The sequence below is a fragment of the Streptosporangium sp. CA-135522 genome (assembly GCF_050949235.1).
Taxonomy (GTDB): domain Bacteria; phylum Actinomycetota; class Actinomycetes; order Streptosporangiales; family Streptosporangiaceae; genus Streptosporangium.
The window spans coordinates 2,729,860-2,754,776 of record NZ_CP192026.1 but is presented as its reverse complement, the minus strand read 5'-3'; the positions used below and the strand labels follow the sequence as shown (position 1 = coordinate 2,754,776).

The window sequence follows — 24,917 nt, the reverse complement described above, 5'->3', positions numbered from 1 at the left end:
AAGGGGGGAGCAATGAAAGTTCGGACCATGTCGTTGGTCGCGGCGATGCTGCTGACCGGGTTGACCGGCTGCGCGTCCTCCGACAAGGCTCCTGCGGAGCAGGCGGTGGCGCGTTTCTACACCGCGGTGCAGGAGCGCCACGGGGAGCAGGCGTGCTCGCTGCTGACGCCGGGGGCGGCCGACAGCCTGGGCACCGGGGGGCAGACGTGCGCCAAGGCCATCCTCGACCTCGACCTTCCCGGCGGCCAGGCGCGCGACGCCGCGGTCTGGGGCGACGAGGCCCAGGTGCGGCTCACGCGCGACACCGTCTTCCTGCACCGTTTCCCGCAGGGCTGGCTGGTGCGCGGCGCGGGCTGCCGGCCCCGTGGTGACCTGCCGTATCGATGCGAGGTGGAGGCCTGACATGCGAGCCATGTTCATCACGACCGTCACCCTCATCACGGTCGGTCTGCTCTACGTCTTCGCCATCGGCCTGCTGCACCGTTAGGGGGATCCCGTGAGACGTTTCATCAGGGACAACTCCCTCAGCCTGTTCTTCCTCGTCGCCTTCCTGCTGGCGCTGGCCGGCCAGTCCATCGCCGGGACCGCCGCCACCAACGACCAGCGGCTCAGCGAGGGCGGGGCGCCGATCTCCTGGCTGCGGTACGTCACCTCCTCCGACTTCGCCGTCGACGTCGCGGAGAACTGGCAGTCGGAGTATCTGCAGTTCCTGCTGTTCATCCTCGTGACAGTCTGGCTGGTGCAGCGCGGCTCGCCGGAGTCGAAGAAGCCCGGCGAGGAGGGCGGGGAGAGCGACGCCGAGCAGAAGATCGGACGGCACGCCACACCCGGCAGCCCGGAGTGGGCCAAGGCGACGGGACTGCGGCAGACGCTGTACGGCAACTCCCTCGGCCTCGTCATGGGAGTGATCTTCGTGCTGTCGTGGCTGGGTCAGTCGGTGGCCGGCACGGCCAGCTACAACGAGCAGCGGCTCGCCCAGTTGCAGGACCCCGTGAGCTGGGGAGGCTACGTCGCCTCAGGCGACTTCTGGGATCGCACCCTGCAGAACTGGCAGTCGGAACTCCTGGCCGTGCTGTCGATGGTGGTGCTGTCGGTCTACCTGCGCCAGCGCGGGTCACCGGAGTCCAAGCCCGTCGGCGCCCCGCACACCGAGACCAGCACCGAGGGCTGAGCGGACCGCCGGAACCCGCACCAGGGAACGGTGAATCCCGGTGGAGCGGGTTCCGGGACGGCGGTCATCCCCCCTCTTCGCCCCACTCCCGCGGGTCCGGCGTCTCGGAGCCGCCGGCGCTCTTGCGGTCGTCCGGGATGTGCGGGGCGGGACCGTCGGGGTCGATGCCGGTGGGAGTGTCGGAGCCGCCGGCGTCCTGCCGGTCGTCCGGCACCTGGGCCGGGGGTTCGGGGGACGTGCTCTCCGGATCGGTCTCGGTCATGGGTCCTCCCTGCGCTCCAAGGGCCTGCCTGCTCCCGGGCGAAGCACCCGGTGCCCGGCAGGGCGTGATCAATGACACGCAGGGGATTCCCTATCCTCCGGAGGACGCGTTATAGCTCGCACGAGCAAAGCTCTACAAAAGAGGGTGAACGCCATCCCGGCCCGGCGTGGTGGTCAGCCGTTGGCCTGCGGCACGATCGGTCCCTCGCTGGCCTGCACCAGGACGAAGCCCTGGCCCTGGAAGGCGAGCTGGGCGGCCTCGCCGCTTCCCCGCCCGATCAGCGCTCCCACCTTGATCGTGCGGTTGACGCCCACCCGCAACCCGGCGCTCCAGCACACCGCGGACTGGCTGTCGGCGAAGGTCGGGGCATGCGTGGTGTCGAGCAGCACCGGTGCGCCGTGGGCGGTGACCGCCACCCAGCCGGTGCCCTGGACCGTGGTGTTGAACAGACCGCCGGTGGCGATGCCGGCGCCCTGCAGCCGCTGGATGTCCCAGGTGAGCTGCGGGTCGAAGGCCAGCAGGCTGGTCCCGTTGACGGTGATCGCCTCGTTCTCCAGGTAGAACAGGTGCACGTCGTCGGCGTTATTGGCCACGAAGAGCGCCCCCTGCCCGCGGACCCGCATCAGCGGCGCGCCCTCGCCGGTGACCATCTTCTTCAGGAACCGCCCGACGCCGCCCGACCCCTCGTAGTCGAAGTCCATCTGCCCCTGGAAGGCCACCATCGACCCCTGCCGCGCCAGTACCTCACCGTTCAGCTGCACCCGCAGCATCTTGGAGTTCTGCAGGGCGAAGTGGCCCGGGACCTGGTTCTGCTCCAGGTTCCCGAAGAGCGAGCTGCGCACGAGGTGATGCCTTCCGTGTCGGAGGAGATCGGAGGAGATCAGAGGAGGAGGTCAGGTCAGAGGAGGAGGTCGGAGGAGTCGCATGAGGAGTGACGAACGGTGCGCGAGGGGAGTTCCCGTCGCCGTGAACCACCGCAAACCAGACTTTCGGTGGTGGAGCTGCCCGTGACGACTGGCTAGCGTCGACCGGATGAGGAAGACGGCGGCCGGCCGGACCGGCCGGTATCACGTGCTCACCGACGTCCTGCTGTGGTCGGCCCTGTGCCTGCCCGTGCTGTGGGCCGGGCTCACCTCCTCCGAGGACGCGTACGCCTGGTGGGAGATGACGGCGGGACTGGTCCTCCTGGGCGGGACGGTGGCGCTCGGCAGACCCGCTCCCCTGGCGTCGATGCTGCTCGCCGTGGCGTCGTGGGAGGCCTCGGTGCTGTCGCGGGAGGAGACGGCGGTGGCCATCGTCCCGTTCCTTCCCGCGGCCGTCGTCATGAGCTACCTGGCGGGGGTACGGATGACGCGGTCGCGACCCGGGCTGCTCGCGATGGCGGGGGCGTTCGTCGTGACCGCGCTCCTCGTGCCCGTGCTGACCGGCGACCTCGGGACGGGGTTCGTCGCGGTCGTGGGAGTCGCCCTGTTCGGGATCGTCCCCTGGCTGACGGGCCGGGGCAGGCACCAGTATCTGGAGCTGGCCCGGTCCGGGTGGGAGCGCGCCGAGCAGTTGGAGCGGGTCCAGCGGATCATCGCCGAGCAGGCCCGGCTGCGTGAGCGCACGCGCATCGCCGGGGACATGCACGATCTGCTCGGGCATGAGCTGAGCCTGATCGCCCTGCGGATCGGCGGCCTCGAGGTGGCGCCGGACCTCGACGCGCGCTTTCGCGACGCCGCCGGTGAGGCCCGCAGGGCCGTCACCGGCGCCTCCGAGCGCCTCCGGGAGATCGTCGAGGTGCTGCGCGACGACTCCGCCCCGTCCGTGCCGACCCCACCCGGGGACGACGTCGCGGAGTTGGTGAGGCGGGCCAGGGCCTGCGGCGCCCCGGTCGAGATGCACGACGAGCGGCGGGACGTACGGCTCGCGCCGATGGTGGAACGGGCCGTGTACCGCGTGGTGCAGGAGGGACTGACCAACGCGGTCAAACACGCGGCGGGCGCCGTGGTGACGGTCAGGCTCGACCACCGGGCGGACGAGACGGTGGTGACCGTGGCCAACGGTGCGCCACCGGCGAGTCCGGCGTCCGGCCGTATGGAAGGAGGCCACGAGTGGGCGGGCCTCGTCTCGGAAGAAGGCCGCCAACGAGCCGGCGCTCTCGTGGGAGGCGGTCATGGGCTTGTCGGGCTGGCCGAGCGGGTCCGCCTGTGCGGCGGAACCCTTCGGGCGGAGCGGCGCGGCGGCGGCTTCGAGCTGGCGGCTCGGCTGCCGCGGGTTCCGGGGCCCGCCGGGCAGAGCCGGATCCCGTCGTCGTCCGCAGTGCACCTGCGGGAGGCGCGGCTGCGGGTGCGCCGCGCCCGCACCCTGGCGATCACCGCGGCCTTGGCCACCTGCGCGGCGTCGGCGGCGGCCGTGGCCGCTCTCATGGCCTATGACGCCTTCACCTCCGTCCTGCCGCCCGCCGACTACGCCCGGCTGCGGGTGGGGCAGAATCGGGCCGAGGTCGAGGCGGTGCTGCCGTCACGACCTCGGGGTGACGCCGAGGGACGGCCGGGACCTCCGGTGCCCGCCGGGGCCGATTGCCTCCACTACGGCACACACCGCAATCCGTTCGACGAGCGGAGCGGTGAGCTCTACCGGCTGTGCTTCAGGGACGGCCGGTTGGCGGGCAAGGACCTCCTGCCCCCGCTCTCGCTCCCGCGGACGACCGCCCGGCAGGAAGGTGCACGTTGATCCGAGTGGTGCTGGCCGACGACGAGCCCGTGATCCGGGCGGGGGTGCGGATGATCCTGTCGGCCGACCCCGGGGTCGAGGTGGTCGCCGAGGCCGGGGACGGGCGGGCGCTGGTCGAGCTGGTGCGCGGGCACCGGCCGGACGTCGCCCTGGTCGACATCCGGATGCCGGAGCTCGACGGGCTCGCCGCGACCGCCGAGATCCGCCGCGCGGTGCCCGGGACGGCGGTCCTGATCATGACCACCTTCGGCGAGGATTCCTTCATCGCGCAGGCGCTCGCCAACGGCGCGTCGGGATTCCTGCTCAAGACCGGCGATCCGCGCGAGTTCCTGCTGGGGGTCCGGGCGGCGTCCGAGGGCGGCGCGTACCTGTCGCCCCGGGTGGCGGCGCGGGTGATCGGCGAGCTGTCGGGCGGGCACCTGGCGCGCGGAGCCGCCGCACGCGAGCGGGTCGGCGTCCTCACCGGGCGCGAGCGCGAGGTCCTGGGGCTGGTCGGGGCGGGCATGTCCAACGCCGAGATCGCCCGGCGCCTGCATCTGGCCGAGGGCAGCGTCAAAACCTACGTCAGCACGATCCTGGGCCGGCTCGACGTGCGCAATCGCGTCCAGGCCGCCGTCCTCGCCCACGAGGCCGGGCTGGTCGAACGGGACTAGGCTCCCCCGGCACGGCCCGCGGACCGCGTGGACCGCGGCGCGGTGAGCATCGGACGCAGCGCGCCCCGATTGCGAAGGCGCTCCACCGGCGAAACGAGCAGCGGTGTCAGGGACAGCATCAGCAGCGGCGCCACGACCGCGCCGAGCAGGGCGCCCGCGATGACGTCGTGCGGGTAGTGGACGCCGACGAAGACCCGGGAGAAGGCGCCCAGCACGGCCGCGGCCAGCACGTAGGGGGTGGTACGCCGCCAGGCGATGACGAGGGCGGCCGCCGCGGCGGCGACGAGCGTCGCGTGGTTGCTGGGGAAGGACCAGTCACCGTACGGGGGGCAGTCGGCGACGGTGGCGACGCCGCGCAGGACGCGGCACGGTCGGTCCTCCGCCACGAGGCTCTTGGAGAGCTCGCTGAGCACATAGGCCGCCGTCGCCGCGACGGGGGCGAGGAGGGCGAGCGTCATCGTCCGGGTGTCCCGGCGCCGGGCCCGCCACCACGCGCCGAGGAGAAGGGCGGCGAAGGCCAGCAGCACGACCTCCGTGCCGATCCCGGCCAGCGTCTGGAACCAGGGTGGGGTGCTCTGCGCGAACTCGGTGACATCACGGTACAACTCGGCGCTGACGTCGGGCACGCCGTCGATCTGATCGCTCACTTTTCCTCCGTGTCGGCCCTGCTGGGTCGCCTACGACTGTAGGAATCGGGAGGTCAGGAAAGCAGTCACCGATCGTCAGCGATCACCATTGACTTTCGTCGATGTCCCCGGAGACTCTCTACGAGGTCACGAGGTCACGAGGTCACGAGGTCACGAGGGGGCGAGGGGGCGAGGGGGCGAGGGGGCGAGCCACGGGGCCACGAGGGGCGGAGCGGGAGTGGTGCCCGTGGTCGCCACGGCCGCCCTCAGGCCAGGCAGCGCAGCGCGGCCCTGATCCTGCGGTCGAGCGGGTGGTCGTCCGGCAACCGGCCGACGGTCGCCTCGACGAACACGGAGGCGGGCAGCTGCGTGCTCATGCCGTAGGCGTGCACCCAGATCCGCTCGGCGGTCAGCTCGACCTGCGCCTTCGAGTCCTGTTCGGCCAGCACGAAGGTCGCCACCGCGGCCCGCCACCGGCTCCGCTCGTCGGCCTCCTCGTCCGACACGGGCGCTGCCACGTCGTCGGCGTGTGTGGCGTACTCCGAGTCGTAGTGGAAGGTCTGCAGGCCCACCGGGTACGGTCCGGCCATGGTCGTCAGCTCCGCTTCGCGGCCGAGCGCGCGCATGCGCTCGCGCGTCTCCCCGTTCGCCCGGCGCCATTGCCGGAGCACCTCCTCGGCGGGCACGTCTCGGCTGCGCCGCACGCACCAGTCGTTGAACCCGTCGAAGCCGCCGGTGACGCCCTCGCTCCGGAGCATCGCGGTGAAACCCTCGACATCGCCGTCCAGGCAGGCGTGGTTGTAGAGCTCTTCCCCGGCCAGATGCCCCAGGACGTCACGCACCGACCAGCCGGCGCACCGCGAGGGACGGTTCCAGCCTTCCTCGTCGAGCCCGGAGAAGTGACGGTCCAGACGGGCCGCCTCGATGTCGAAGATGTCGAAGGGGTCGAGATCGGCCAGCGGATCCTTCGATGCTGTGGTCATGTGTAAGAGGTACCCGGCGAGACCGGGTCATGCCACCGAAGGCTCCCGGCGGCGGGCTCGGCGGGCTCGGCGACGGCGATCATGACTCGCTCCTGAGGTGACGGCACTTATTACCGAATAAGGTTCCGCCGTTATTGTTAGCGCTCACATTTCCCCTGTCAAGAGGCCGCCCAAGGTCAGCCGCCCCCCTCTCGCCCGGCATGCCCGAAATGCAGGAGCGGGCCAGATCCGAGCCCCGAGATCACCGGCGGGGACTCCAGGAGGGCTTGACAGTGGGCCGACGTGGGCATTTGATAACTCGTCACACAAGCAATCGGCCTGTTACATGATCTGTGACAGCCAATGTGAGCGTTAACACCCATGTGACCGTCCCAGGCGGCCGCCGGGTGAACCAGCGCACGTGGCGGCCCGAAGGACCGGCGCGTGCGCGCCGACCGGCTGGAAGAGAACGGCGGCACCGCGCGTCCGCACCGCACCCCCCGAAGGAGAGAACATGAGGTTCGCGAAGCTGGCCACCGTATCGGTGGGCCTGGCTCTCGCCACGGGAGTGTCCGCCTGTGGTTCCAGCACCAAGACCGTCGACCAGGGCGCGTCCGGCTCGGCTGCGCCGGCCGCCGCCCTGATCGGCGTCACGATGCCCACCAAGTCGTCCGAACGCTGGATCCACGACGGCGACAACGTCAAGAGCTCCCTGGAGAAGCTGGGCTACCAGGTGGACCTGCAGTACGCGGAGAACGACATCCCCACGCAGGTCAACCAGATCGAGAACCAGATCACCAAGGGCGCCAAGCTACTGATCATCGCCTCCATCGACGGCACCGCGATCACCACTCAGCTCCAGGAGGCGGCCGACAAGAAGATCCCGGTTATCGCCTACGACAGGCTCATCCGCAACTCGCCCAACGTCGACTACTACGCCACCTTCGACAACTACAAGGTGGGCGTGCAGCAGGCGACCTCGCTGCTGGTGGGGCTGGGGCTGAAGAAGGAGGACGGCTCCGACGGCACCGCCAAGGGCCCGTTCAACATCGAGCTCTTCGCCGGATCGCCGGACGACAACAACGCCACCTTCTTCTTCAACGGCGCGATGGACACCCTGAAGCCCTACGTCGACAAGGGGACCCTGGTCGTCAAGAGCGGTCAGAGCGACTTCAAGACCGTCGCCATCCTGCGCTGGGACCCGGCCACCGCGCAGAAGCGGATGGAGGACCTGATCACCAAGTCCTACTCCGGCGGCACGAAGGTCCAGGGCGTGCTCTCGCCGTACGACGGGCTGTCCATCGGCATCCTGTCGGCGCTCAAGAGCAGCGGGTACGGCACGGCCGACCAGCCCTACCCGATCGTCACCGGCCAGGACGCCGAGGCCGCCTCGGTCAAGTCGATCATCGCCGGCGAGCAGTACGCCTCGATCTACAAGGACACCCGTGAGCTGGCCGCGGTCACCGTCAAGATGGCCGACGCCGTGCTCAAGGGCGCCAAGCCCGAGGTGAACAACACCAAGGACTACGACAACGGCAACAAGGTCGTCCCGTCCTATCTGCTCGACCCGATCGTGGTCTACAAGGACAACTACAAGAAGATCCTCATCGACTCCGGCTACTACACCGAAGACCAGCTCAAGTAGCAGCACCGGCACCCCGGCGGCCGTTCTCCCGGCCGGCGGCGACCCCTGTCGCCACCGGCCCGGCGTCCGGCCGGCGGGGCGAACGCTGCGGAGGCGGACGCATGACCGACGACATACTCCAGATGCGCGGGATCACCAAGACGTTCCCGGGCGTCAAGGCCCTGCAGGACGTCAACCTCGCGGTGCGCAGAGGTGAGATACACGCGATCTGCGGGGAGAACGGCGCCGGCAAGTCGACCCTGATGAAAGTGCTCTCCGGCGTCCACCCGCACGGTTCCTACGAGGGCGAGATCTACTTCGACGGCGAGCAGTGCCGGTTCGCCGACATCAGGCACAGCGAAAGACGCGGCATCGTCATCATCCACCAGGAGCTCGCGCTCATCCCCTACCTGTCGATCGCCGAGAACATCTTCCTCGGCAACGAACGGACCGGCCGCGGCCTGATCGACTGGAACCGCACGAACGCCGAGGCCGCGGAGCTGCTCGATCGGGTCGGGCTCCGCGAGAACCCGGTGACGCTCGCGATGGACATCGGGGTGGGCAAGCAGCAGCTGGTCGAGATCGCCAAGGCGTTGTCCAAGCGGGTCCGGCTGCTCATCCTCGACGAGCCGACCGCGGCGCTCAACGACGAGGACTCGGCGCACCTGCTCGACCTGCTGCGCGAGCTGCGCGACGAGGGCATCACCTCTGTGATCATCTCGCACAAGCTCAACGAGATCGAGGCCATCGCCGACTCCACCACGATCCTGCGGGACGGACGGACCATCGAGACCCTGGACATGAAGAGCGACCGGGTCACCGAGGACCGGATCATCGCGGGCATGGTCGGCCGCGACCTGGAACACCGCTTCCCGCCGCACGAACCGAAGATCGGCGAAGAGGTGCTGCGGATCGAGGACTGGACGGTGCACAGCCCCACCCAGCACGGTCGCGTCGTCGTGTCCGGCGCCAACCTGACGCTGCGCCGCGGCGAGATCGTCGGCCTGGCCGGCCTGATGGGCGCCGGCCGTACCGAACTGGCGATGAGCGTGTTCGGCCGCAGCTACGGGGTCGGCGTCTCCGGCCGCGTCTACAAGGACGGGCGGGAGATCCAGCTCCGCTCGGTCGGCGAGGCCATCGGGCACGGGCTCGCCTACGCCACCGAGGACCGCAAACGGTACGGGCTCAACCTGATCGAGGACATCAAGCGCAACGTCTCGGCCGCCGCGCTGAAGAAACTGGCCAGGCGTGGCTGGGTCGACGACAACGAGGAGTACCGGGTCGCCGACGGCTTCCGCGAGAGCATGAACATCAAGGCTCCCAGCGTGCTGTCGGTCACCGGCAAGCTCAGCGGCGGCAACCAGCAGAAGGTGGTGCTGTCGAAATGGATCTTCACTGACGCCGACGTGCTGATCCTCGACGAGCCCACCCGCGGCATCGACGTGGGTGCCAAATACGAGATCTACTCCATCATCAACGAGCTCGCCGACCAGGGCAAAGCCATCCTGGTCATCTCCTCGGAGCTTCCCGAGCTCCTCGGTGTCTGCGACCGCATCTACGCCCTGTCGGCCGGACGCGTCACCGGCGAGGTCTCGCGGGCGGAGGCCACTCCGGAGCGGCTCATGCAGTTCATGACCAAGGAAAGCCCGTGACCGGGGAATTCACGACCGAGGAAAAGGGAGAAACGGCGCAGATGAGCAGCGGCCAGGCCCCGACACGTCAAAGCCCACCCGCGAGCGACGGCCTTCCGCTCGTCCCCGCGAGGGCGCCGGGAAGCCGCTTCTCGGTCAACCTGCGGCAGAGCGGCATCTACATCGCGTTCGCGCTGATCATCGTCCTGTTCTCCTTCGTGACCGACGGTGAGCTGCTCAAACCGCAGAACATCTCCAACATCATGGTGCAGAACTCCTACATCCTGATCCTGGCGATCGGCATGATCCTGATCATCATCGGCGGCCACATCGACCTCTCGGCCGGATCGGTGGTGGCGCTCACCGGAGCCATATCGGCGGTGCTGATGGTCGACCAGGACATGCCGTGGCCGCTGGCCGTGCTCATCACCCTCGTCGCCGGCGCCCTCATCGGGGCCTGGCAGGGGTACTGGATCGCCTACTTCGGCATACCGGCGTTCATCGTGACCCTGGCCGGCATGCTGGTCTTCCGGGCCCTGACCATGACCGTGCTCGGCAACCAGGGCATCGGCCCCTTCCCCGACGCGGTGCGCACGCTGTCCAACGGCTTCACTCCGTCCTACCTCGGCAACATCGGCCTCGGCCCCCTCGACGGCGCGGACCTGTTCACCCTGCTCGTCGGGGTGGTCACCGTGGTCGCGATCATCGGCACGCAGTGGCGCGCCCGCCAGGCGCGCATCGGCTACCGGCAGAAGGTCGACGCGCCACCGCTGTTCCTCCTCAAGATCATCGCTGCCTCGGCGGTGGTGATGACGGTCATCGTGCAGCTGGCGCGGTTCAAGAACCTGCCCTGGGTGCTGGTGCTCCTGGCGGCCCTCGTCCTGGGATACACCCTGCTGACCAACCGCGCCGTCTTCGGCCGCCACATCTACGCGATCGGCGGCAACGTGCACGCCGCGAGCCTGTCCGGGATCAAGGTCAAGTCCGTCACGTTCTGGATCTTCGTCAACATGGGGGTGCTCGCCGCGCTGGCCGGGGTCATCTTCGCCGGACGGCTGAACCAGGCCGGCCCCACCGCGGGCAACGGCTTCGAGCTGGACGCCATCGCGGCCGCCTTCATCGGCGGTGCCGCCGTCCAGGGCGGCGTGGGCAAGGTGGTCGGCGCCATCACCGGCGGCCTGATCATGGCCGTGATCAACAACGGCATGTCCCTCATCGGCGCGCCGAGCGAGCGGGTGATGCTCTTCAAGGGTCTGGTGCTGCTGGCCGCCGTGGCCTTCGACGTCTGGGCCAAGCGCCGAGCCGGCTCGACCCGCTGAGCAGCCGCCCCGGCTTCCACCGGCTTTCACCGGCTTTCAAGTGAAGGACAAGCGGGGGCCGCGAGAGTGGGCCGGTGACGGAGACACCGAGGAACCGGGCCGGGGACGAGATCCAGGGACGGCTCGCGGACCGGACCGACGACGGCGGGGAGGCGGAGTACGAGCTGCTCACCAGGCTGAACCACCTCCTCGACCGGCAGCGGGAGGCGGGCGATCACAAGGCCGCGCTCGTCACCGCGAGGCGGGCGCTGCGACAGGCTCGCCTGCTCCCCTCCCGCTACCGCCTCGCCGTCGCCACCGCTCTGCAGGCCCTGCGGGAGGAGCTGGTCGCCGGTGAGATGTGGGACGAGGCGAGGCAGGTGGCCGCCGAGACCGTCCAGGCCTACGCCGTGCTCGGCGAGGAGGATCCGGACCTGCGGTTCTGGCACGCGCTGGCCCTGGACGGCATGGCCGGGATCGACCTGACGCTGGGAGACCCCGCCGGCGCGCTGGAGCTCGTCCTGACCTCGACCGGAATCTACCGGCGGCTCGCGCAGGACGACCCGGGCGCCCACGGCCCGGAGCTGCTGCGCTCCCTGCACAACCTGAGACACGTGTACCGGCGGCTCGGCCGGACCGGGGCCGCCGCCGGCGCGATGCGCCAGGCCGTACGGCTCTGCCGCGAGGCGGGTGACGGCGACCCCGGGTGGACCCCGAAACTGGCCCGCGCCCTCGACTGCCTCGGCAGGGACCTGGAGGAGAGCGGGCAGGCCGAGGCCGCGGTGCCCGTGCTGGAGGAGTCCGCGGCGCTCTACGAGGAATGCCCGGACAGCGAGGAGCTACGGGCCGACGTCCTGGCGCGGCTCGGGATCCATCTCAACGCGACGGGCCGCGGCGCAGAGGCCGTCGAGGCCGCCACGGCGGCCACCGCGCTGCTGCGCGGGATCGGCGCCCCCTCCCGGCTGGCGACCGCCCTGCACGACCTCGGCATCGGACTGCAGGGCGTCGGCCGGGCAGAAGAGGCCGTGGAGGCGGCCCGCGAGGCGGTGGAGATCCTCCAACGGCTCTATGACGAGGATCCCGGCCGGGCGGCCGGCCTGGCCACCGCCCTGGGCTACCTGGGCCTTCTGCGGGAGGAGCGCCGGCAGTTCGAACACGCGGTCACCTCGGGCGAGCGCGCCGTGAGCCTGCTGGAGCGTCTGCACGCCTGCGGGCATACCGACCACGACCACGAGCTCGCCCAGGCACTGCGGCACCTCGGCCGCTACCACGAGCGGCTGGGGCGGCCGGAGCAGGCGTTCGCGTGCCTGGAGCGGGCTCTGACGTTGTACGGCGAGCTGACCCGGCGCGATCCGGACCGCTTCCGCACCGGTCTGGCCGACGCCTGGGTCGCCCAGAGCGTCTACCTCGCCCTGCTGGAGCGCCCGGAGGAGGCCGTGGCCGCGGCGCAGCTTGCCGTCGACCTGTACGACGGGGCCTGCCCGACCGGGCCGGACCACCGGGCGGGAACCGCCGAGGCCCTGTCCCACCTGGGCGACCGGGCGGCGAACGCCGGGCAGCGAGAGCGCGCCGTGCGGGCGATGACCCGGGCCGTGGACCTTTACGAGGACCTCGTGTCGCTCGACCCCGGCCTATACGTGAGCAAGCTCGCCGACGAGCTCGACGGCCTCGCCGTACGGCACTGCGAGCGCGGAGACCACGACAGGGCCCTCCCCCTGCTCGAACGAGCGGCCGTCATCTGGCGGGAGCTCGGCAGCGACGCCGAACTCGCGGTGACACTGCGCAGAAAGGTCTTCGCCCTGAGCTGCCTGCACCGCGACACCGGGGAGGCGGCGGACAGACTGCTCGAAACGGCCGCCGACCCGGTCGACGCCTTCACCGCGCTCGGCGAGCAGCTGATCGGCGCCGGACGGCGGGAGGCGGCGCTGGAGCACCTGACCCGGGCCGCCACGCTGTGGGAGATCACCTCGTTCCAGCAGCCGGACGCGTCGGTGGCCTCCTACGCCCGCACGCTCGGCCTCATGGCTTCCTGCCTGGAGGACGTGCTCCGTCTCGACGAGGCCGTCGCGGCCCAGCGCAGGACCGTGGAACTCCTGACGGCCGTCGTCGACGAGGAACCCGAGCATCTGCCCCTGCTGTCGTGGGCGCTGGGCGAGCTGGCCGGTTACCTGTGCCGCACAGGCTGTCCCGAGGAGGCGCTCGGCCATCGCCGCCAGGCCGTCGAGATCGACAACCGGCTCGCCACGCGGGACCCGACCCTGTACCGCCGCGCCCTCGCCGGCTCGCTGACCGGCCTCGGCCACCTCCTGGAGGATCTCGGCGAGCAGGCGGAGGCCGAGGAGGTGCTGGCCCGGGCGCACCTGCTCAGCGCCACCCTCCCGGACGCCGAGCAGGCCCCCTGATCCGGCGGGTCGCGAGGCGATGACCACGCACCCTCGCCGCACTAGGAGCTGTTCGGGGTTCGGATCCAGGTGAGGCCCGGTGGCGGGCCGGCCGTGGCCGGTAGAACTCGGATGCGGCGCGCTTTGATGTGACGGATGCCGAGTGGGCGTTGATCGAGCCGTATCTGCCGGTGGCGGCTACCGGCCGCTGCCACGGCGGGTGCGTGATCGGCTCAACGGGATCCTGTGGCGCTTTCGCACCGGATCCGGCCGGCGTGATGTCCCGGAACGCCACGGGGCCGGACTCTACCTCCGAGGCTCGATCATGTGGCTGAAACTTCTCACCTCAACCACATGATCCGATCCCTGAACAGCTCCGGTGAACCTGTGGCGAGCTCATCGATCAGGCGGCCTCGATCGCCGCCCATCTCGGTGACGCGCTGTGCAAGCGGTCGGGAAAAACCCCGATCAGCGGCCATGGCGATCCTGCTGGGCGGCCGCATGGCTCCTGGTAGGCGGCCGCGAAACCTCCTGGTGGACGGTCACCTTGGCCCTCGCCCTGTGGCCCGGTCGGGCATCGAGTCCCCGACCGTGAGCGATGCTCGGCTACGGCTCAGCGGGCCGTAGCGCTCCCGTCGCTCGATGCTTCGATGCCGTGGGGCCGAGGGAGGAGGCCCTGCGGCTCCGATCGCCCCGACCATGAACGGCGTCTGACGCTCGCCAGCGATCGTCACGGACTTGACCGGCCATCAGGAGCAACCGAACGTTCATTGGTGATAGCGGGGACTCAGTTGGATGGGAGCGGCTGGTGGGCGGTGGATCGGAGCGCGGCACAGGCGAACCGGGCAAGTCGTTCGGGCAGGTCGTGCGGGTCATGGTGGGAGATGAACAGCCAGGACAACACAGTGCCGCCGAACATCGCGTGGAACAGGTCGATGTCAGGCAGCCGCTCCAGCTCGCCGCGCCGCACCGCTCGCTCCAGCAGCTCGGCGTTGCCGGCCCGTTCCGGTTCCACGAAGGTCGTGGTGAACCGTTCGGCGAGTGTCGGATCGGCTGCGATCTCGCCGAGCAGGCTCATCAACGCGCTGGCGGCCGCGGGGTGGCTCAGATGGCCGATGATCACCCGCGCCAGCGCGGTCAGGTCCCCGAGCAACGACCCGGTGTCGGGCGGAACATCCAGTACTTCTCCGTGGACGATCGCGGCGAAGATCATCTCGTGCTTGGTGGCGTACCGCCGGTAGATCGAGGCTCTGCCGATTCCGGCTCGCTCGGCCACGGCGGCCACCGTCAGGCCCGCGTATCCGACCTCGCCCAGGAGTTCCTGAACGGCTGTGGTGATGGCCTCGTCTACCCGGCTATCACGCGGCCGCCCGACCTGTTGCCCGTTGTGCTCCATTGCCTCATCATACGAGACTATAGTTTCGGAACTATAGTCTCGGAAAGATGTGATGATGATCGAGGACGCGGTGGTGCTCCCACCTTCAAGCGACACCGAACGGCCGGTCCCGCGCTGGGCCGTCCGGGCAGCGCATGTCGTATCCCTGCTCGCGCTGCCGTCGGGCCTGTGGCGGATCGGCCTGGCCCTGGGGTTTCCACTCGGCTACACCGAGCAGGGCCTGCGCGATCTGGTCGGTCCGACCGGGTGGGGGCCGCTGTACCTGATCGCCCTCTCCGTGCTGAGTGAAGCCGCGGCGCTGCTCACTGTCGGCCTGGTGCGACGCTGGGGCGAGGTGGTGCCACGCTGGATCCCGCTGCTCGGCGGCCGGACGATCCCGCGCCTGGCCGTCACCGTGCCCGCCTGGCTCGGCGTCGGGATCCTCGCCCTGCTGTGGACCCCGTTCCTGTTCTGGTGGGCGCTGCCGCACACCGACATGACCGTGACCGGACGTCTGCTCGTCGGGTTCGTCTACCTGCCCACGGTGGCGTGGGCCCCGCTGCTCGCCGCCGTCACGCTTTCCTACCAGCGCCGCCGAACCGGCTCATGACGCGGCGGAACGGTGGTCGGCGGTATCTCCCGGCCCGACGGCCGGCTATCGCCAACGAGTGTTCCGCTGTTCCCGATGGGCCTTGACCAGGCTCCTCCCTCGAGCAGTTCCGCCTGAGTCCAGTGGCCATGGGGCAGGGGAGGCGCCGGCCACCCGACGTCTGCGACGCCACTCGGCGAACTTCCTCACCGTCAAGACCCTGGCCTCCCGGCGGGCCGAAGACTCCACCATCCCCGAACCCACCCAGAACTCCCTGGTCACCCTGGAATGGATCGGCCGCGCCGAGAACCTCGTCATCGTCGGCCCCTCCGGCACCGGCAAGAGCCACTTCACCGAAGGGCTCGCCCAGGCCGCGATCGAGAAGGACTTGCGGGTGGCCTGTGCTTACCTTGGCTGGACCCCCAGCAGATCGAGAACGTGCTCGGCCGTCATCCGGGAGTCGGTCATCGGACGGCCGTCGTCGCGAACCGGTCGACGTGGGTGCGGTAGGCCTCCCGCAATTCATTGAGACGGGCGGTTCCCAGCGCGAGGGGTACCCCGTAGAAGCCGGCGAGCAGCCCGGTCACGCCGACCTCGGTGCCATCGGTGTCATCGGAGGAGCGCAGGTGGTGACGGAACAGATCGGCTTGCGGGGTAAGCGCGATGTTGAGTGCCCTCTCGTCGTCGAAGACCATCAACCGCTCGGCGGGGCCGATGTCCAGCACCGCGCATATACCGCCGCCGCGGGCCACCTCGGCGGTGATCTCGAACCACATCCGGGGACCGGCGACGATGGACCGGGCCGTCTCGTCGAAGAAGCGGCGGATGAACTCGATTCCATCGGGCGCCTCGGCGGCGGCCAGCACCGTGCCGATCCGCCACATGCAGATGTGATAGGCGAGCAGGTCGGTCTTGGACGCGAAGTGTGCGAAGAATGTCGGTTCGGATACCTCAACAGACGCCGCCAGTTCGCGCACCGAGATGTCAGCGAACGGAGTGTGCTCGATACGTTCACGCAAGGCCCGCCACAGCCCGACCTTCAACTTGGCGCGTTTGCGTTCCCGCAGCGGCAGCGCCGCGAACCGATCGGCCGCCGTCATGGCCGCTGCAATGCTTCCACCAGCGCCTGGGCGACGCCGGCCGACGACGCCGGATTCTGACCGGTGAGCAGGCGGCCATCGCGGCGCACCGTCACGGTGAACGGCTCACCCACCTCCACGACGGCGCCGAGGGCTTTCAGCCGCTGCTGCAACGAGAACGGGATCGCGGTGTCCGCCCCGACCAGAGCTTCCTCGGCGTCGCTGAACCCCGTTACGGTGCGCTCGGCGACAAGGGGCGCGCCCTCCGGTGTGGTGGCTTCGAGCAGGCCGGCCACCCCGTGACAGACCGCGGCGACGACCCCGGCGTGGTACACCGAGCTGACGATCTCGGCGAGCGTGTCGTTGGCGGGAAAGTCCCACATGGTGCCGTGGCCGCCAACGAGGAACACGGCGTCGTAGCCGTGCGGATCCACGGACTTCAGCGGCATCGTGTCGGCGAGCAGCGTGTCGAGGTCCGCTATCTGCGAGATATCGAAGTCGGCACTGGAGGGGTCGACCGGAGGCAGCCCGCCGCGTGTGGAGGCAAGGTCGACCTGCAGGCCGGCACGCTGAAACGCCAGTAGGGGCGTGACGAGCTCCTCCAGCCAGAACCCGGTGGGCCGACCGGTGGAGCCAAGGACGTCATGGGAGGTGAGAACCACGAGGATGCGCTGCGACATATCTATAGCGTACATAAATTATTTAGCAGACACAAGATATAGTGTGGCCGCTAATTTATGCGGCCCGTACTGACGGACCTGCGCCCGGGCCCGTCTATGACGCCAGCCTCTAGGGGTCTCGGTAGTAACGGTGCAGGAAACAACGGATATGCAGGTCAGTAGTCCGTCTTCCAAGCTGCGCCCGAAGGCCCTTAAAGGGACTCCGACCTGCATATCCGCTGGAAATTTCTTCATTGCTACTGGGATCCCTACTTGGCGGCCAAGGACACGGCCGGAAGGAGGAGGCCCAAAAGGGGCACCCGCCCAACCGGCTGGCGCCCCTTTCCCACTGCCCGAGGCCGCGCTACGCCACCGGCTCCGTGACAGCCTTCAGCCCAGCCAGCGTCCGGTTCAGCGCGAACCACGCCTTCAGTCGAATCCAGAACCGCCAGCGCGGCCCGCCCAGCACCACGGCCATCTGCCCCACCAACTCCTGCACCCGCGCGCACTGCTCCGATCGCGAACGCCCCGACAGCACCACCCCGAGCTGAACGGACAAGCAATCGGCCACGAGCGTTCGAGCCGGCCCCGCGAACGTCGCCAGGTAGCGACCCGCGTCGTCGGCCAACCCCCGCACCTCCGCGTCCAGCCGCTCGAACTGCCGCGACCGCTCCTCCCGGAGCTTCTCCAGCGCCGCCCCGCTCGCTTCGGTCGGCATCTCGAACCCCGCCGCCGCAGCCGCATGTCCGACGACGACCAGCCGAGTGAGCAGCTCCCGCCGGGCCCGCACCGCGTCCAGGATGCGCTCCTTCCGCGCTTCCAGCCGGGGCTTGGCCACGTACTCGATCCCCAAGGTGACCGTCAGCGACACCGCCGCCGGTACCAACACCGACTCAAGGTTCAACACCAGCCCTCCACTTGCCACCTGACCGGAGAACCGAGCGTAACGAGCCGACAACCCGCCGCGCAGATAAACAGCCGCGAATAGGGCGAAGCGACGTAAGCGACTGAACCCGGCATCCTCCCCGGCGACACACCCGTGTGGCACGGGCCAGGACCAGGCTGAGCGCATCGCGGCCGCCCTCGGCGGTAAGGCAGTCTCGATCACGGCATGAACCGCCAAGCCGCTGGCAGATCTGCGCTACAGCAGCGCGGCGAGCGTCGCGGCGGTGGCGGCCGCTCCCGCCACGGCGCCCGCGAGAGCCTGCCCCGAAGTGTGGTCGCGGATCACGACCCGTGCCCACCCGATCAGCGCCACCAGCAGCCCACCCACCACGAAGACGAGCACGGCGGGCAGCACCTCGGCGAGCATCACCACGGCACCGGCCGCGACCGCCGTATGAAAGCTGATCTTCCACGCCAGAGTGACCGGACCCACCACGGCGAGCGTGGCCAACATGATCGCCACGCACGCCACCATCACCCGCGGCGCCCCCATGACGACGAGCAGGGTGAGCGCGAGCACCACCAGGGCCACGATGACCGCAACCAGCTTCGGACGCTCCTGGCGCTCACGGACATGCCAGTCGCCGAACCACCCCCGCTTCACCCCGGCGAAAATGACCACCGCGGGGATCCCGCCACACAGCACCGCGGCGAGCAGCCCCCACCCGAATCCGGCCCAACCCGACGACAGCGCGCCCACCGCGAGGGGCAAGCTGATCACAATCCAGGCCGGGGCGAACAGGTCGGTTACACGACGAGCCACTTGTCGTTGTCGACCACCGCCTGATCGGTGGTCCGCTTCAGCTTCTGCCACACCCTGAGCAGCCACGCCGCTTCCTCCCGTAGAAAGGACCGTTCCTCATCGGTGAGGTCGCCACGCGCCATAGCGAAGGCACTACCAGGATCGCAGGCCAGAGCGCAGGCAATCCCTATGATCTCAACTCCATACAGGCCCTAGTCGTCGGACTCGCGACCGCGTGACCCGATGGGGAATCCGGACTCGCGCAGGAAGGTGATGAGCGGCCCCTCGGCGGCGAGCCTGCCCTCCCGCCGCGCCCTGATCAGGCCTCGGCCGAGCTCGCGTAACTCGTCACGGGCGTCCTCGTCCTCGCCCCGCTGGATCTTCCCGGCCATTTTGACGATCTTCTCGCGGAGTTTGCGGGCCAGCTTGGAGTCGATGCCTCCTTGGCGTTCCTGCTCGGTGACGGCACGGCCGAAGGCCGACAGGCGCGCCCGCCAGCCCTCGGGCACCGATCGCGACGATGAGGTCCGGCCGGGTGCCGGGGTCGCGGACACGCTCGGCGAGGCGGTCGGCGACGGTGGCGCGGTCGGCGCCGTGGACGGGAGCGCGGACGCGATCGCGGCGGTCACGGGCACCCCCGCCGGGTCCGGCGGGGGTGACGTCCACAGGGCCACGAGCACGGCCACGAGCACGGCGACCGCGCCCAGCGCGGCCCCGGCGTGCCGTCCCCTCGGGCGCCCGGGCATGAGCCGCACGAGCTTCGCCGTGCCCGCCCGCGCCGCCTCCGGCCCGGCCTGCGCCGGTGTCCCCGGAGCCCGCGGGCCACGCGACGCGTCCGGAACGTGCGAGCCGGGCGGCCTGTCCGAAAGGTGCGAGCCGGGCGGCGCGCCTGGAACGTGCGAACCGGGCGGCCTGTCCGGAACGTGCGAGCCGGGGACCGGCCGATGGAGCACGGCGGTGTCACCGGCGCGGGGCGCCGTCCGCCGGGCGATCTCGGCCAGCGCATGGCGGACGGCCTCCCCGCCGGAGGGCCGGGCCGCGGGATCCTTCTCCAGCAGGGCCAGCACCAGCCGCTCCAGCTCTGCCGGGATGTCCGGCCGGTAGCGGCTCGGCGGGTCGGGAAGGTGGTGGACATGCCGGGCGACCAGTTCCGTCGCCGGCCCGGCGAACGGGGGGCGCCCGCACAGCAGCTCGTAGCAGACGCAGCCGAGCGCGTACAGGTCGGAGGCCGCGTTCCCCGCCTCTCCCAAGGCCTGCTCGGGTGACAGGTAGGCGGCCGTGCCGATGACGCTTCCCACCGAGGTCAGCCGCATCGCGGCCTCGGTCGCGATGCGGGCCGTCCCGAAGTCGACGACCTTGAGCACGCCGTCCGCGTTCCGGTGCAGGTTGGCCGGCTTGACGTCACGGTGCACGACCCCGGCCCGGTGCGCGGCGTCCAGGCCCATCGCGGCCTGCCCCGCCAGGCGGCACACCGCGGGGACGCTCAGCGGCCCGTTCTCGGCCAGCTCGGTGGCCAGATCGCGGCCGGTCAGCAGCTCCATCACCAGGAACGGCCGGCCTTCGTGCTCGCCCACGTCGAACACCGTCACCACGTTGGGATGGACGACCCGCGCGGCGGTCCGCGCCTCCCGGGCGAACCGCTCACGCATCGAGACGTCGGCCACCTGCGGCGACAGGATCTTGACCGCCACCGGCCAGTCCGGCCGCAGGTCGTGCCCCCGCCACACCTCCCCCGTCGCGCCCCGGCCGATCAGCTCCTCCAGCCGATACCGGCCGACCAGCACGTCCGGAGTCCGTTCCCAACCACCCACGATTCCCGCCATGATCCAGAGCCCGGCAACTGGCACCCCACCTTACGGGTGCCCGCCCGGGCCGGTGCCCACGGATATCGATCATGAGGGCGGGCGGTCCGGTCCTGGCGGGACGGGACGATCGCCGTCAACGGCCCGCGTCGGCCGTACCGGCGTGGGCCGACGGCTCCGGAACGGCGTGCAGCACCGTCTCGGCCGCGATGTCGTCCGGCTGTCGCTCCGCGGTGATCTCCGCATGGACGAGCAGCCGGTAGTGGTCCGTCTCGCGCCGCACCGCCTCGTCGTCCCAGCCGAGAACCGGGGCCATGAGGGCGGCCACCTCGGGCGCGGCGGCGCGGCCGCGGTCCCGTTCCTCGATGAAGATGTGGGTGCGGCGGGTCATCGTGTCCTCCAGATGCAGCGCCTGCTCGTGGGACGCCGCGTAGACGACCTCGGCCCTCAGGTAACCCGGGGCCCCCTCCAGAGCCCGCCCCAGCGAGGGGTCGGCGGCGATCAGGTCCAGCAGGTCCTCGACGTCGGCGCCGTAGCGGCGCAGGAGCCGTTCCACCGAGGGCAGGTTCAGCCCGGACCGCTCGGCCAGAGCGCGGCGCCCGTTCCACAGCGCCTCGTATCCGGTGGCGCCGATGAGCGGCACCCGGTCGGTGACCGACTGCGGCGCTTCGGCGCCGAGATCCCGAAGCGCCATGTCGACGGCGTCCTTGGCCATCACCCGGTAGGTGGTGTACTTGCCGCCGGCGACGACCACGAAGCCCGGGACGGGAGCCGCGACCAGGTGCTCGCGCGAGAGCTTGGCGGTGTTCTCCGCGTTGCCGGCGAGCAGGGGGCGGAGCCCGGCGTAGACGCCCTCGATGTCGTCGTGGGACAGCGGCCGGCGCAGCACCACGTTGACGTGGTCGAGCAGGTAGTCGATGTCGGCGCGGCTCGCCACGGGACGGTCCTTGTCCAGGCTCCACGGGGTGTCGGTGGTTCCGATGACCCAGTACCGCCCCCACGGGATCACGAACAGCACGCTCTTCTCCGTCCGGAGGATCATGGCGGTGCGAAGGCTGATCCGCTCACGCGGCACGACGATGTGGACGCCTTTCGACGGCTTCATGGTGTGGGTGTCCCGAGTGCCGGCCATCGCGAGGCTCTCGTCGGTCCAGACGCCGGTGGCACTGATCACCTGGCGTGCGCGCACGGCGATCTCCTGGCCGCTCTCGAGGTCCAGCACGCGCGCCCCGGTGACGCGCGGGCCCTCCCGGAGCAGCCCGGTCACGCGTGCCCTGGTCGCGACGGCGGCGCCGTACCGCGCGGCCGTCCGCGCGACCGCCAGGGTCATGCGCGCGTCGTCGGTCTGCGCGTCGAAGTACTGGAGGGCTCCGATGAGGGCATCGGGATGCAGTCCGGGAGCCTCCCGGAGGGCGCCGCGACGGCTCAGATGCCGGTGGCGCGGGACGGCGGAGCGCAGGCCGCCCAGGAAGTCGTACAGGGTCATGCCCGCGCTGATGTAGAACCGCTCCCAGATCCGGTGGGTGAGAGGGAACAGGAACGGGACGGGGTGGACGAGATGGGGCGCCAGCCGGGTCAGCAGCAGGTGACGCTCCTTGAGTGCCTCGCGCACGAGCCGGAAGTCCAGTTGCTCGAGATAGCGCAGGCCGCCGTGGATCAGCTTGCTGGAACGGCTCGAACTGCCCGCCGCCCAGTCGCGGGCCTCGACCAGCGCGACGGACAGGCCGCGTGACACCGCGTCGAGCGCGGCGCCCGCGCCGACGATCCCGCCGCCGACGACCAGCACGTCGTAGTCGTTCTCGCTCATCTCCCGCAGCACCCTCGTCCGGTACTGCGGTCCCAATGCTGCCGATCTCACGGTTGGGCTTCCTCTCCTTCAGGGGCGAGCGCGGTCTCCCGGGGAGGCGGGGCCCGGTTCCGGAGGAGGGTGGAAGCCTTGGCCGGCCGTTGATCAGTCAACGTCGACCCAGTTGAGCGTGCGCTCCACGGCCTTCTTCCAGCCGGCGTAGCCGTGTGCGCGCTGCTCGTCGGACCACTCCGGCTGCCAGCGTTCGGCCTCGTTCCAGTTCTGCTTGAGCGCGTCGGTCGACTGCCAGAAACCGAGTGCCAGGCCGGCGGCGTAGGCGGCGCCGAGCGCCGTGGTCTCGGCCACCACCGGCTTGGAGACGGGCACCCCGAGGATGTCGGCCTGGATCTGCATGCACAACTCGTTGGCGGTGACGCCACCGTCCACGCGGAGCACGTCGAGGGCGACGCCGGAGTCGCTGTACATCGCCTCGACCACGTCGCGCGTCTGGTAGCAGATCGCCTCCAGGGTGGCCCGGGCGATGTGGGCGTTGGTGTTGAACCGCGACAGGCCCACGATGGCGCCCCGCGCGTCGGAACGCCAGTACGGGGCGAACAACCCCGAAAAGGCCGGCACGAAGTACACCCCGCCGTTGTCGGTGACCTGCCGGGCCAGCGCCTCACTCTCGGCCGCCCCGGAGATGACGCCCAACTGGTCGCGCAGCCACTGCACCGCCGACCCCGTCACCGCGATCGACCCCTCCAGCGCGTACACCGGCCGCTCGGCGCCGAACTGGTAGCAGACCGTGGTCAGCAGACCGTTCTTCGACCGCACCAACTCGGTGCCGGTGTTCAGCAGCAGGAAGTTACCGGTGCCGTAGGTGTTCTTGGCCTCGCCGACCTCGAAGCACACCTGCCCCACGGTCGCCGCCTGCTGGTCGCCCAGATCCCCCGACAGCGGAACCTCCCCCTTCAACGGCCCGTAGCGGCGGGTCACGCCGTAGAGGTCGGGATTGGAGGAGGGCCGGATGTCAGGCAGCATGCGGCGCGGGATGTTGAAGAACGACAGCAGTTCCTCGTCCCACTCCAGCGTCTCCAGGTTCATCAGCATGGTCCGGCTGGCGTTGGTGGGATCGGTGACGTGCACGCCGCCGTCGGTGCCGCCGGTGAAGTTCCACAGCAGCCAGCTGTCGGTGTTGCCGAAGATCGCCTCTCCGGCCTCGGCCGCCGTGCGCACCCCCTCGACGTTCTCCAGGATCCACTGGATCTTGCCGGCCGAGAAGTAGGTCGCCGGCGGCAGCCCCGCCTTGCGGCGGATGACGTCACCGCGGCCGTCGCGATCCAGCGCCGCGGCGATGCGGTCGGTACGGGTGTCCTGCCAGACGATGGCGTTGTAGTAGGGCCGGCCGGTGATGCGGTTCCAGACCACGGTCGTCTCGCGCTGGTTGGTGATGCCCAGCGCGACCAGGTCGGCGGCGCTCAGATCGGCCTGTGCCAGCGTCGTCTCGATCACCGCCCTGGTGCGCTCCCAGATCTCCAGCGGGTTGTGCTCCACCCAGCCCGGCTGCGGCAGGATCTGCTCGTGCTCCAGCTGGTAGCGGGCGATCTCGTTACCGCCATGATCGAAGATCATGAAACGGGTGCTCGTGGTGCCCTGGTCGACGGCTCCGACGAAGTCAGCCATAGGATGTCGCCTCCTTTGCGGCGTGCCGGCCGGCGCCTCAGGCGGTCTCGGGTCCGGGCTTGGTGGGGAGGCGACCGGGTTCGGGCTCCTCCGCGATCGGCAGGGAACGGCCGATGAGCACCTGGTAAAGGGCCGCGCCGACCAGTCCGCCGATCAGCGGCCCCACGATGGGCACCCAGAAGTAGAGCTGGCCGTACTGATCTCGCCAGGCCGTCTGGTATCCGGTGAGGAACGAGGCGAGCCGGGGTCCGAAGTCACGGGCCGGGTTGATGGCGTAGCCGGCGTTGGTGCCCCACGCCATGCCGATCGCCACGACGACCAGGCCGATCACGAACGGCGTGAGGTTGGCGCCGGGCGGCGAGTTGCCCAGGTCGGTGATGGCGAGGATGAGGAACAGCAGGATGGCGGTGCCGATCACCTGGTCGCGGAACGCCCCCCAGGTGCCCACCGGCAACGCTCCGTTGCCCGGCAGCGTGGAGAAGATGAACTGACTCTTGATCGTGTGGCCGGGATCGAACGCCGCGAGGACCTCGCTATAGTTCCACCGTACGATCAGGGCCGCGACGAACGCGCCCGCGGTCTGCGCGAGCGAGTACGGCAGCACCTTGCGCCACTCGAACCCCTTGAACGCGGCGAGCGCGACCGTGACCGCCGGGTTGAGGTGCGCGCCGCTGATCCGGCCCGCGGTGTAGACGCCCAGCATGACGCCGAGCCCCCACGCCCACGCGATGCTGTCGTGGTCGCCGAGGCCTTTGGCGGCGACCACCTGCGCCACGACGGCCACGCCGAACAGGATCAGGATCATGGTCCCCGCGAACTCGGCGACCAGCTCACCGACGAGTGCGGGGGTCTTCCTTGGGTTCGCCATGTGTGCTCCTTTTCGAAGCCGTGCGGCTCGCCCCGCCGCGTGAACCCCGGGTCGAAGACCGGTCGT

The 24,917-nt window shown here is 70.2% G+C and carries 24 protein-coding genes; 10 read left to right on the top strand and 14 right to left on the bottom strand.

Annotated elements, in window-relative coordinates; all coding sequences use genetic code 11:
• The first annotated feature begins 12 nt into the window (after positions 1-12).
• Positions 13-402 (top strand): hypothetical protein, encoded by a 390-nt coding sequence (locus tag ACQPYK_RS13055; RefSeq protein ID WP_433254579.1) that lies wholly within the window; start codon positions 13-15, stop codon positions 400-402.
• Between the two features lie 94 nt (positions 403-496).
• Positions 497-1,171 carry a DUF6766 family protein gene (locus ACQPYK_RS13050; protein ID WP_433254576.1) on the top strand — a complete coding sequence of 225 codons (675 nt, stop codon included), beginning with the start codon at positions 497-499 and terminating at the stop codon, positions 1,169-1,171.
• 64 nt (positions 1,172-1,235) lie between these two features.
• Here ACQPYK_RS13050 and ACQPYK_RS13045 read toward each other — a convergent pair whose 3' ends face one another.
• A complete protein-coding gene (locus ACQPYK_RS13045) occupies positions 1,236-1,433 on the bottom strand; it encodes a hypothetical protein (protein WP_433254574.1) in 198 nt (65 codons plus the stop codon).
• 173 nt (positions 1,434-1,606) lie between these two features.
• Positions 1,607-2,275 carry an AIM24 family protein gene (locus ACQPYK_RS13040; RefSeq protein ID WP_433254572.1) on the bottom strand — a complete coding sequence of 223 codons (669 nt, stop codon included), beginning with the start codon at positions 2,273-2,275 and terminating at the stop codon, positions 1,607-1,609.
• Between the two features lie 190 nt (positions 2,276-2,465).
• On the opposite strand from ACQPYK_RS13040, the gene ACQPYK_RS13035 reads away from it, so the two are divergent.
• Together ACQPYK_RS13035 and ACQPYK_RS13030 are read left to right on the top strand one after the other, a co-directional pair.
• Complete coding sequence (locus ACQPYK_RS13035; protein ID WP_433254570.1) at positions 2,466-4,148, top strand: sensor histidine kinase; 1,683 nt, start codon at positions 2,466-2,468, stop codon at positions 4,146-4,148.
• Positions 4,145-4,801, top strand: coding sequence for a response regulator (locus ACQPYK_RS13030; RefSeq protein ID WP_433254568.1), 657 nt, complete (start codon positions 4,145-4,147; stop codon positions 4,799-4,801). The genes ACQPYK_RS13035 and ACQPYK_RS13030 overlap by 4 nt, the downstream gene beginning before the upstream one ends.
• Here the strand turns inward: ACQPYK_RS13030 and ACQPYK_RS13025 are convergent.
• Together ACQPYK_RS13025 and ACQPYK_RS13020 are read right to left on the bottom strand one after the other, a co-directional pair.
• The gene (locus tag ACQPYK_RS13025) at positions 4,798-5,448 is read right to left on the bottom strand and encodes a phosphatase PAP2 family protein (protein WP_433254566.1); all 651 of its coding nucleotides are present in this window, start codon (positions 5,446-5,448) and stop codon (positions 4,798-4,800) included. The genes ACQPYK_RS13030 and ACQPYK_RS13025 overlap by 4 nt on opposite strands.
• 245 nt (positions 5,449-5,693) lie before the next feature.
• Positions 5,694-6,410, bottom strand: a complete 717-nt coding sequence (locus ACQPYK_RS13020) for a maleylpyruvate isomerase family mycothiol-dependent enzyme (RefSeq protein WP_433254563.1) — start codon at positions 6,408-6,410, stop codon at positions 5,694-5,696.
• Between the two features lie 493 nt (positions 6,411-6,903).
• On the opposite strand from ACQPYK_RS13020, the gene chvE reads away from it, so the two are divergent.
• The 4 genes from chvE to ACQPYK_RS13000 all read left to right on the top strand — a co-directional run bounded on the left by chvE (position 6,904) and on the right by ACQPYK_RS13000 (position 13,344).
• Positions 6,904-8,034, top strand: a complete 1,131-nt coding sequence (chvE, locus tag ACQPYK_RS13015; protein ID WP_433254561.1) for a multiple monosaccharide ABC transporter substrate-binding protein — start codon at positions 6,904-6,906, stop codon at positions 8,032-8,034.
• Between the two features lie 101 nt (positions 8,035-8,135).
• Positions 8,136-9,665 (top strand): multiple monosaccharide ABC transporter ATP-binding protein, encoded by a 1,530-nt coding sequence (mmsA, locus tag ACQPYK_RS13010; RefSeq protein ID WP_433254559.1) that lies wholly within the window; start codon positions 8,136-8,138, stop codon positions 9,663-9,665.
• On the top strand, positions 9,662-10,963 hold the full coding sequence (gene mmsB, locus ACQPYK_RS13005) for a multiple monosaccharide ABC transporter permease (RefSeq protein WP_433254556.1): 1,302 nt from the start codon (positions 9,662-9,664) through the stop codon (positions 10,961-10,963). Before mmsA ends, mmsB begins: the two co-directional genes overlap by 4 nt.
• Positions 10,964-11,037: 74 nt before the next feature.
• Positions 11,038-13,344 carry a tetratricopeptide repeat protein gene (locus tag ACQPYK_RS13000; protein WP_433254553.1) on the top strand — a complete coding sequence of 769 codons (2,307 nt, stop codon included), beginning with the start codon at positions 11,038-11,040 and terminating at the stop codon, positions 13,342-13,344.
• Positions 13,345-14,110: 766 nt separating this feature from the next.
• Here ACQPYK_RS13000 and ACQPYK_RS12995 read toward each other — a convergent pair.
• A complete protein-coding gene (locus ACQPYK_RS12995) occupies positions 14,111-14,719 on the bottom strand; it encodes a TetR/AcrR family transcriptional regulator (RefSeq protein ID WP_433254551.1) in 609 nt (202 codons plus the stop codon).
• Positions 14,720-14,771: 52 nt separating this feature from the next.
• On the opposite strand from ACQPYK_RS12995, the gene ACQPYK_RS12990 reads away from it, so the two are divergent.
• Positions 14,772-15,308, top strand: a complete 537-nt coding sequence (locus ACQPYK_RS12990; protein ID WP_433254548.1) for a hypothetical protein — start codon at positions 14,772-14,774, stop codon at positions 15,306-15,308.
• 58 nt (positions 15,309-15,366) lie between these two features.
• On the top strand, positions 15,367-15,816 hold the full coding sequence (locus tag ACQPYK_RS12985; RefSeq protein ID WP_433254545.1) for an ATP-binding protein: 450 nt from the start codon (positions 15,367-15,369) through the stop codon (positions 15,814-15,816).
• On the opposite strand, the gene ACQPYK_RS12980 is transcribed toward ACQPYK_RS12985, so the two are convergent.
• The 9 genes from ACQPYK_RS12980 to ACQPYK_RS12940 all read right to left on the bottom strand — a co-directional run bounded on the left by ACQPYK_RS12980 (position 15,752) and on the right by ACQPYK_RS12940 (position 24,851).
• Complete coding sequence (locus ACQPYK_RS12980; RefSeq protein ID WP_433254542.1) at positions 15,752-16,387, bottom strand: TetR/AcrR family transcriptional regulator; 636 nt, start codon at positions 16,385-16,387, stop codon at positions 15,752-15,754. The two genes, ACQPYK_RS12985 and ACQPYK_RS12980, sit on opposite strands and share 65 nt — an antisense overlap.
• Positions 16,384-17,046: a type 1 glutamine amidotransferase domain-containing protein gene (locus ACQPYK_RS12975; protein ID WP_433254539.1), complete on the bottom strand. Its 663-nt coding sequence runs from the start codon at positions 17,044-17,046 to the stop codon at positions 16,384-16,386. Before ACQPYK_RS12975 ends, ACQPYK_RS12980 begins: the two co-directional genes overlap by 4 nt.
• A gap of 343 nt (positions 17,047-17,389) precedes the next feature.
• Positions 17,390-17,932: a hypothetical protein gene (locus ACQPYK_RS12970; protein ID WP_433254537.1), complete on the bottom strand. Its 543-nt coding sequence runs from the start codon at positions 17,930-17,932 to the stop codon at positions 17,390-17,392.
• A 234-nt stretch (positions 17,933-18,166) separates the two neighbouring features.
• Positions 18,167-18,733 (bottom strand): hypothetical protein, encoded by a 567-nt coding sequence (locus ACQPYK_RS12965; RefSeq protein ID WP_433254535.1) that lies wholly within the window; start codon positions 18,731-18,733, stop codon positions 18,167-18,169.
• Positions 18,718-18,855: a hypothetical protein gene (locus tag ACQPYK_RS12960; protein ID WP_433254532.1), complete on the bottom strand. Its 138-nt coding sequence runs from the start codon at positions 18,853-18,855 to the stop codon at positions 18,718-18,720. Before ACQPYK_RS12960 ends, ACQPYK_RS12965 begins: the two co-directional genes overlap by 16 nt.
• A 69-nt stretch (positions 18,856-18,924) precedes the next feature.
• Entirely contained in the window at positions 18,925-20,535 is a 1,611-nt protein-coding gene (locus ACQPYK_RS12955; RefSeq protein ID WP_433254530.1) for a protein kinase domain-containing protein, read from the bottom strand.
• Between the two features lie 115 nt (positions 20,536-20,650).
• Complete coding sequence (locus tag ACQPYK_RS12950) at positions 20,651-22,372, bottom strand: glycerol-3-phosphate dehydrogenase/oxidase (protein ID WP_433254528.1); 1,722 nt, start codon at positions 22,370-22,372, stop codon at positions 20,651-20,653.
• A 93-nt stretch (positions 22,373-22,465) separates the two neighbouring features.
• Positions 22,466-23,983 (bottom strand): glycerol kinase GlpK, encoded by a 1,518-nt coding sequence (glpK, locus tag ACQPYK_RS12945; protein WP_433254526.1) that lies wholly within the window; start codon positions 23,981-23,983, stop codon positions 22,466-22,468.
• Positions 23,984-24,020: 37 nt separating this feature from the next.
• Positions 24,021-24,851, bottom strand: a complete 831-nt coding sequence (locus ACQPYK_RS12940) for an MIP/aquaporin family protein (protein WP_433254524.1) — start codon at positions 24,849-24,851, stop codon at positions 24,021-24,023.
• Positions 24,852-24,917: the final 66 nt, after the last annotated feature.